Source organism: Leptolyngbya sp. FACHB-711 (genome assembly GCF_014695615.1).
Lineage (GTDB): Bacteria > Cyanobacteriota > Cyanobacteriia > Elainellales > Elainellaceae > Leptolyngbya_A.
Map to the genome: position 1 here is coordinate 1 of NZ_JACJOR010000597.1, position 8,947 is coordinate 8,947.

Sequence of the window (8,947 nt, forward strand, 5' to 3'; positions counted from 1 at the left end):
GCGGCGACGGAACCGACGATTCGCGTAACCTCTTCCTGTAATAAACGAATCTGGCTTTGCCGTTGTGCTAGTAGGGATTGCACTGGAGGAGCAGCATCTGAATAGGTGACTCGTAGTCCTGCCAGCCCAAAATCAGTTTTTTGTAATTCCCCAAGTAGAAATTGATAGCGTTCCGACTGACTGAGCCGAGCAGTAATGAGCGCCGCCTGAGGCGATAGGGCAAGCTGCCGCTGAATAGTTAGATAACGAGCACGCGCTTCATCATATTCTGTACGGGTCGTTTGCTCCGTTTGCTGAATCTGGCTGAGTGCTCCTAAAGCGGAGGATGCCTGCTCCTGAGGTTGAACTAATCTAGATTTTCCTAAAAACTGTTCTAACTCTGCTTGAGCATCAATCAAGTTCTTACGCGACTCCTGAAGCTGTTTATTAATTGTTGCAAGACCACGGTTCAAACGGAGTTCCTGCTGCTGTAAGTTATAGTCTTGATATACTTTTTGAAGGGTTTCTAAAATCTTCTGTGCCTTTATCGGCTCGTCACTGGTATATACCGCTTCAAAGATTTTAGTCTGAGTTTCATTCTCTACGACTTGAGAGAGCTTAAGTGATTTTGAAACTTCGTTAACACCTAAATCTGGATACTCATTCCTTAAAGCATCAACTGCTCGCCGTAGAAATTGGCCGCTACGCATCAAGTTAATTTGAGTCGCGTAGTCCTCCTCACCGTTAGGAGCTAGTGGATTATTGACTACATTCGATTGTGCCTGTGAGCTTGGATAGTTAGGTTCAACCAGAAGCCGCATTGAACTTTGATAAACAGGCTTTTCCCGTACGGCTAATAGCGCTGCGATCGCGATCGTAATACTCATAGAGCCGAGTATCCAGAAGCGACGACGTAAAAGAACAGCAAATAGGTCACCGTAGCCTAGATCGCTCTCTTCTACTGCTGAATTGATCTTGTCCTTATTGGTCATCGTCGTTACGACTACCGAAATATGGCTCTGTAGAAACGTAAAAAATCCAACTTAGAGTACTAGCAATCTAGCACTTTATTTAAAATCTTATCGACTTGTTGAAAGAAAGCTTTATCCGTAAATTGGGTGAGGACATGAGCGCGAATGGCTTCATAGCTCCATTGCACTGTTTTAGATGCAAGAACAGTCGCCTGAATCGCATCGGGGGTCTGCCGATTAAAAAAAAGACCCGTAACTCCTGGAATTTGAGTATCTAGAACGCCACCTGCACCAAAGGCAAGTACGGGTGTACCGCTAGCATTTGCTTCGATCGGTACCAAACCATAATCTTCCAGTGCTGCAACAATTACGGAACTGGCTTTAGACATAAGATAACTGCGCTCTACATCACTCACATATCCCAAAAACTGTACATTTTCTAACGCTTTAGCTTTCAACTGTCCTTGCTGTGGACCTTCTCCAGCAATAAGCAGGGGCAACCCCAACCAGTTGAAGGCTTCTACAATAGCATCAATCCGCTTGTAGCTCAGTAACCGGGAAGAAACGAGAAAAAAATTGTCCTTCTGGCTAGAAAAAATAAATTTGGTGATGTCGATCGGATAGTGTGCTACGAGCGCAGGCTTATTATAGATGCGCTGAATGCGGTTTGCGACCGTTGTAGAGTTGGCAATGTATAAATCAGGACTGCTAGAAGCGTCTAAGTCAGCCTTCCGCATCCGCTGAAAAATCTTTTCCAGCAACGGGTAGAACCTTTTGTACTGTCTATATTCCCTTAGATAGGTTTTAGTATCCCAGAGAAAGCGAGTCACGTTGTGGCAGAAGCAGATGTGTTTTGCATCAGGTCGCTTGCGGACAGCTTTAGCAAAGCCACTGGTGCTGCTAATAATTAGGTCGTACTCCTGTAGATCAAGTGCTTTAAAGGCTTGAAAGTACAGAGGGGCAAGTAGCCTGAAGAAGTGAGTTGATCCCGGAATATTTTGTAGATAAGTTGTTTGAACTGGACGATCCCCTAAGTCGATCGTTGTGTCTGGGCTATATAAAGACGCAAAAACATCAGCGTCTGGAAAATGCTGGCAGAGCAGTTCAAAGACTCGTTCAGCACCACCTCGCTGCGTCAGATAGTCATGTATTAGTGCGACCTTCATAGCTTACTTTTCTCAGCTCATTATTATTGCAGGACTAACGAACAATTTATACGTGGAGTAGTAAAAACTCCTGTGCGAAATACGTAGAAATTGAATCAGGCAAGCTAGTAATTTTAATTAAGGACTGAACAAGAGCCCTAAACTCTAAGGCATTAACCCTAAATTGTCCAATCCTTCGTGACTTTATTGAACTTAGCTAATTTACACTTAGCTAATTTAAAAATAGATACTCGTGAGTGTTGCTCAACACAGTTCAAAATGGCTCCTTGATTACCTAAGCCAGCCTGCTTATGCCGACTGATACCCTGTAACAGCTCATCAGTACCAAAAATACTAGACTGCTATGATAAGATGATGCATTTTCATGACTCTACCAGCATTTGTATTAGCTTTTATTATCGGGGAAAATCTGCTTCGGGTTCATACTCTTTTACATCATTTTTGCTCTCTGCTCTGTTAAGACTGGTACAGGGTGTTGTGAGGGTAACTCATCCCAAAGGTAGATTTGCTTTTTCAAAAAGACCGTATATGTTCTTGAATTAAACTATCCAACCAAACATTAGGCTGCTAAAGCGTTAAATAGCGAGGCAATTGCGGTGTCAGTTCGTAAGCGATAAATTCAAGTTAATGCAGCAGTCGTAGAACGTAGTTAAAGTTACTACTAGTCCCATAGCGGAATTTATAAGGGTTCTACAAATACTAAATCAAGGTTGGGTTTCGTGTGACCTGTTCAAGCCTTTCAAATCTATTTATATGACTGCAACACGAATTCGCCTCACTAACATCAAGGTGTTAAGGCTAGAGAATAGCTCTTGGGTAGAGCTTGATATTCCTACATTCTCCAACGTAACCTTATGTTGGAGAAGCAATTTTTTATTTGTAAATGCTGCGAATGCTTCCGATGCTGGTATCCCGGCATTAAGAAGCGAACAGTGGCTTAAGGATTGCTTGCGGCTCTCTAGCGTTGCAGCAGTTTGCCTTAATATTAAGTTAAGCGAAACAGCATTGCAGTCTTGGGCAGATGCTTGTCATGATGCAAATAGACCTGTTTTTTTGACTGTGCTGCCTTCTGCGGAATTTCGTAACCAGTGTTCTTCACTCGGCTGGCGAACGAAGCGATTCATCGATTGGTTCCTGTCGGCACTGATGCTTCTTGTCCTAAGCCCGCTTATGGCGTTCTTAATGGTCCTGGTTAAGCTTTCATCGCCAGGTCCTATCTTTTTTAGGCAATGGCGTGTTGGGGGTCGGGGAAGACTATTTAAGATTTGGAAGTTTCGTACGATGGTTGTTAATGCTGAGGAGACTCACCATACCATCATGGGATCTCAGCAAGGCTTGCATAAGCACAAAGATGACCCGAGAGTAACACCGATCGGGCGTTTTATGCGGAAATATAGTCTGGATGAATTACCTCAGCTAATTAACGTGTTGCGCGGTGAGATGAGCCTGGTAGGTCCACAGCCCTGGACGATTTATGATGCAATTCGGATCAAGCACGAAGATCTGCATCGACTTAGAGCATTACCGGGGATCACAGGCTTATGGCAGGTTTTAGGGCGATCGCATCTAGTTGACCTGGACACGGTCAGCCAGCTTGACCTGGAATATCTAAAGTCCTGGTCGCTCTGGAAAGACTTTCAAATTTTGCTGATGACGATTCCAAAAGTTCTTACTGGTTTCGGTGCGTATTAGGTTTACAGGTTCTTGCTTGAGTGTCGTTTTGGGCGTTGCTGAATCGGGATATGAACGGTGTAAATTTAGCTTCTGCATCGCCCCCTAAATCCCCCAATGCTAGGGGACTTTGAATTCTGGTTCCCCCCAAAGTTGGGGGGCTAGGGGGGCGTATCATATGCTTATTCAGCAACGCCTCGTTTTGAAAGGACTGCCGGAACAGTGTGCGATTTTCTTTAACTCCTGGTTTGGAACACCATTCTTCCTATGCTGAAGCACCGCAGGCACAATACAAATAACCGCAATGACTGGGAACCCTACGAACTGGTAATTGAGGCGGGCCAAGCTGAACACCAATACTGGAAGGATCTCTGGAATTATCGGGAACTGTTCTACTTCCTGGCGTGGCGTGATGTTTTGGTGCGCTATAAGCAAACCGTCATTGGTGTAACTTGGGCATTGATCCGACCATTCCTGACCATGGTTGTATTTACCGTTGTTTTTGGTAATCTTGCAAACTTGCCGTCTGAGGGTATTCCTTACCCTATCCTCGTCTTTTCAGCGATGTTACCCTGGCAATTTTTCTCAAGTGCGTTAAGTGAGTGCAGTAATAGCTTAATCAGTAATGCCAATCTGCTTTCAAAGGTTTACTTTCCGCGCTTAATTGTGCCAACCAGTGCAGTGATCGTCAGCTTTGTCGATTTCATGATCTCCGGCATGATCCTGGTTGGACTGATGGTATGGTACGACTTTATCCCAACCTGGAAGATTCTGACATTACCGATATTCATCCTGGTTGCCTTTGCAGCAGCCATGGGAGTCGGTTTATGGCTGGCAGCATTAAATGTTGAATATCGGGATTTTCGCTACATCGTTCCGTTTATCGTCCAGTTGGGTTTATATATTTCTCCAGTTGGCTTTAGCAGCAGCATTGTACCACCACAGTGGCGTCTCGTTTATTCACTCAATCCCATGGTGAGTGTGATTGATGGATTTCGGTGGGCAATTCTGGGAAAGGAGACGTTTATTGACCTATCTAGTTTTTTGCTTTCGATCGCACTAGTTTTACTAATGCTGGTAACTGGGATCTGGTATTTTCGCAAAGTTGAACGGACGTTTGCTGATGTAATTTGATCTATCCAAAGCTGCTGTTTTCATGAAAAGCGATGGAAATCTAGGGAGTGTAGCAGATGTCCAGTAGGGTGATTCGAGTTGAAAACCTGAGCAAGAAATATATTATCAGACATCAGGAAGAGGGGCGCAGCTACAAGACTCTACGTGATGTATTGAGCGATGGTGCCAAATCGCTTACCCGAACGCTATTGAAGCCTGACAAGCTACATCATCTGAATCCAACTCGTGAAGAATTTTGGGCACTGAAAGATGTTTCGTTTGAAATTAAACAGGGCGATCGTATTGGAATTATCGGTCGTAACGGAGCTGGAAAGTCAACGCTGCTAAAAATTCTCAGCCGAATTATGGAACCGACTCGCGGCAGAGTTTCTATCAGGGGCAGAGTTGCGAGCCTTTTAGAGGTGGGCACAGGATTTCACCCAGAACTTACGGGAAGGGAAAATATCTTTCTCAACGGCGCAATTTTAGGCATGAGTAAAGTTGAGATCAAACGAAAGTTTGACAAAATTGTTGCGTTTGCCGAAGTTGAACGATTCCTTGATACGCCCATCAAACGCTACTCTTCAGGCATGTATGTTCGTCTTGCTTTTGCTGTTGCGGCTCACTTAGAGCCAGAAATTTTGATCGTCGATGAAGTTTTGGCAGTAGGAGACGTGTCGTTTCAAAAAAAATGCTTGGGTAAGACGCAGGACGTGGCGGAGAACGAGGGCAGGACGGTGCTGTTTGTTAGCCACAATATGAACGCAGTGCAACGGCTCTGCCCTCAGAGCTTAATATTTGAGCAGGGCAGACTCGTTGACTTCGGCAATACAACCCGTTTGGTTGCTCGCTATATGTCTTCCGGTGATACCCAGGTTTCGCCTCTAGAATGGATCAGCATGGCCAATACGATTCGCAGCGGAACCGGAGAAGCTCGTTTTACAGCGGTTAAATACGGCAGCTTGCAGGAATCGGTTCGATCGCAGCCTTATTCGGGTGGGCCTGTTCATTTTCTTTTACAAATCGTCTCAGACGCAGAGCGATCGATTAATAGCCTAGCTGTAATTTTGTTTGACCAGAGCGGAACGAAGTTAGTCAATGCGGACACCCTTTCATTAGGACAGACTATCTTTCTGAAAAGGGGACGAAATGTGGTTCATCTTCAGATTGAACACCTTTATCTCAATCCGGGAATCTATGTATTTGGTCTCTGGTTAGCAAACCCTGAGCGGGGGGTGGTGTTTGACCACATTGAGTCCGCCTTTGAAATTGAAGTAATTGATGTGGGGGCTGAACAGCTTGGTACCAGACCTGATTTTGATGGAGTTGTTGTTTGCCCATTCAAAATTTTGACGAAAGAGCAAGTAGAGCAACCAGTATGAACATCATCATTGTGACCGGATCGGCTGGACTAATTGGCTCTGAAGCAGTACAGTTTTTTTGTGACAAAGGCTACACTGTGGTTGGCATCGATAACAATATGCGCCAAGTCTTTTTTAGTGCAGATGCCTCAACCAAATGGAACCGCGATCGTCTTTTACAGTGCTATGGCGATCGATACATTCATCACAACGCTGACATTCGGGATCAAGAAGTTATCTCCAATATCTTCAAGACCTATAACCAGGATATTCGTCTCATTATTCACACAGCGGCTCAACCATCATATGACTGGGCAGCGAAAGATCCCTCCATAGATTTCAGCGTCAATGCAAACGGCACGCTGGTTTTACTGGAGAATACGCGCCAGAGCTGTCCCAATGCGGTATTCACTTTTTGTTCAACGAATAAAGTATATGGAGACACACCCAATAATCTACCGCTCGTTGAACAGGAACTGCGATGGGAAATTGCTGAAACCCACTCCTACTACGATCGCGGCATTGATGAGTCCATGAGTATCGACCAGTTCAAGCACTCGCTATTTGGAGCTTCAAAGGTGGCAGCAGACATACTGGTTCAAGAATATGGTCGCTACTTTGGGATGAGGACTGCCGTATTTCGGGGAGGGTGTTTAACGGATCCCAGTCACTCTGGAATGAAACTACATGACTTTTTATCGTACCTGATGGGATGCACCATGACGGGTCAACCTTACCAAGTGTTTGGCTACAAAGGAAAGCAGGTGCGAGACAACATTCATAGCTTTGACCTGGTGAATGCGTTCTATCACTTCTACCAGAATCCGTGTAGGGGAGAAGTCTATAACATTGGGGGCAGTCGCTTCAGCAATTGCTCGATGCTGGAAGCAATCCAGTACTGTGAAGCGATCGCAGACAAGAAATTGAACTGGAGCTATGCAGAGCCTAACCGCATTGGCGATCATATCTGGTGGATCAGCGATGTTCAAAAGTTCAAAGATCACTATCCAGATTGGAATTTAACCTATACAGTCAAAGACATCCTGGAGGAGATTTTCACTACAAACATTGGGCGATGGTGCCAAGATATGGTGCTTAGCCATTAAAGATCATGTTTTCTATCTTCTTCACTAAGAGTTTAAGTAGCTTAGGAAAGCTGTTCAAGCATCGTATTGTTCGGTTTCTCATCTGCGGTATCATTTCAGCCGCCTTTAATACCCTACTCCTAGCGATTCCGGTTAAATCTTTCAGCTTGGGGCAACCGGCTTGGCGTAACCTAGCAAACTTTATTTCGATCGAAATCTTAGTACTTTTTAGCTTTGCCATTTATCGGCTTTGGGTTTGGTCGAGCCATAACTGGCCAATACGCAAAATTTTTAGGCAAGAGATTCCTTTGTATCACTTGTCTTGTAGCGCATCGATTGCGGCAAGAGATTTCATTTTGTTTCTCCTTCTAGATTAGATGGGCATTAACTACGCCGTTAATAGCTTGATTGGAATCGTGATAGGGTCGGCAATGAACTATGCTATCAGCGATCGAGTGGTATTTAAGAACAAGTAAATGAGGTGTTCAATGTTTAGGAGCAACACGAAATTTAAAGAGGTATGGGATTGGAGTTATATTATTCCTTTGCTTATTTCGATCACCCTAATAGTCGCTTGTGTCATCGTTTCATTCAAAAAATATTATTGGAATGATGAGCTTTATTCCTATTATTTTCTCTCAGACCCGTCGTTCAGCCACATGTTGGTCGCTTTTAACGACAAAATAAACAACACTCCCATCCTCTATTTCTTATTTGGGTGGGTCTGGGCTAGATTCTTTGGTATAGGAGAACTATCGCTGCGCCTGTTTTCTTGCTTAGGACTTTGTGTTGCTGCCATTATTACTTGGATAACCCTTCGTCGAACCTATCGCTTTCTACCCTCTGCGCTTGGACTGTTAACTGTATTTTGTACGTCAGGAATTATCCTGGACCAAAATGCAGAGGCTCGAATGTATGGGTTGTTTTTGGCAGTCTGCTCACTGGGTCTATTGCAGTTTGATATATTAAATCGATCTGACAAACTAAACCGATGGGGTTTGTTGTGTAATACTTTCATACACGCGGCGATTGTTCATACTCATCTATTTGGTATCTTTTACAGCGGGGCTATCTTCCTAACACAGTTAGTTTGGGATGCCTACTGTAAGGTTTTTAAGACAAGAATTTATCTATCTATTATTCTTGGTTGCCTTTCGCTGATTTTCTATATCCCTACTCTCCTCATTCAGGCAGATGCGGGTAGACCTCGTACATGGATTCCCATTCCCGCTCTCAATAATCTGACCAGTTTGATGAATTTGAGTTCATCATCCTTCTTCCAAGCTCGTGCTCTAGGTTGGATCATTCTAACTGCTAGTAGTTTATTGCTGCTCAAATCATTCAGACAAAATGATTCTCATTTCAACCATGAAAGCTTCCAAAATCAGCAAAGAACTCAAAGAACTCAAAGAAATTTAGAGCTTCCCCTGTTACTATTTGCACTTAGTTTTCTTTTGGTTCCTATTTTTGTTTGGCTTATTTCACGGACAGTTAAACCTATTTTTATAGAAAGATATTTAATTCCTAGCTGTTTAAGTTGGATCATTTTAATTGCTTTTGCAAGCTCCCATTTTGTTTTAGAATTCCAAACTAAATTTGGT

8 protein-coding genes are annotated in these 8,947 nt (G+C 43.8%); 6 read left to right on the plus strand and 2 right to left on the minus strand.

What is annotated here, in order from left to right:
* Both H6F80_RS28880 and H6F80_RS28885 read right to left on the minus strand, forming a co-directional pair.
* Positions 1-971, minus strand: a 971-nt coding sequence (locus H6F80_RS28880; protein ID WP_242067631.1) for a GumC family protein, incomplete at its 3' end; no start/stop codon positions are given.
* Positions 972-1,030: 59 nt separating this feature from the next.
* The gene (locus H6F80_RS28885; RefSeq protein WP_190794957.1) at positions 1,031-2,116 is read right to left on the minus strand and encodes a glycosyltransferase; all 1,086 of its coding nucleotides are present in this window, start codon (positions 2,114-2,116) and stop codon (positions 1,031-1,033) included.
* 753 nt (positions 2,117-2,869) lie between these two features.
* Here H6F80_RS28885 and hepC point away from each other — a divergent pair.
* The 6 genes from hepC to H6F80_RS28915 all read left to right on the plus strand — a co-directional run.
* Positions 2,870-3,808 (plus strand): heterocyst development glycosyltransferase HepC, encoded by a 939-nt coding sequence (gene hepC / locus H6F80_RS30520; protein WP_190794958.1) that lies wholly within the window; start codon positions 2,870-2,872, stop codon positions 3,806-3,808.
* A 246-nt stretch (positions 3,809-4,054) separates the two neighbouring features.
* Positions 4,055-4,921 carry an ABC transporter permease gene (locus H6F80_RS28895; RefSeq protein WP_190794959.1) on the plus strand — a complete coding sequence of 289 codons (867 nt, stop codon included), beginning with the start codon at positions 4,055-4,057 and terminating at the stop codon, positions 4,919-4,921.
* 56 nt (positions 4,922-4,977) lie between these two features.
* On the plus strand, positions 4,978-6,282 hold the full coding sequence (locus tag H6F80_RS28900) for an ABC transporter ATP-binding protein (RefSeq protein WP_190794960.1): 1,305 nt from the start codon (positions 4,978-4,980) through the stop codon (positions 6,280-6,282).
* Positions 6,279-7,367 (plus strand): NAD-dependent epimerase/dehydratase family protein, encoded by a 1,089-nt coding sequence (locus H6F80_RS28905; RefSeq protein WP_190794961.1) that lies wholly within the window; start codon positions 6,279-6,281, stop codon positions 7,365-7,367. Before H6F80_RS28900 ends, H6F80_RS28905 begins: the two co-directional genes overlap by 4 nt.
* 5 nt (positions 7,368-7,372) lie before the next feature.
* Positions 7,373-7,723: a GtrA family protein gene (locus H6F80_RS31515; protein ID WP_190794962.1), complete on the plus strand. Its 351-nt coding sequence runs from the start codon at positions 7,373-7,375 to the stop codon at positions 7,721-7,723.
* 111 nt (positions 7,724-7,834) lie between these two features.
* Positions 7,835-8,947, plus strand: a 1,113-nt coding sequence (locus tag H6F80_RS28915) for a glycosyltransferase family protein (protein WP_190794963.1), incomplete at its 3' end; no start/stop codon positions are given.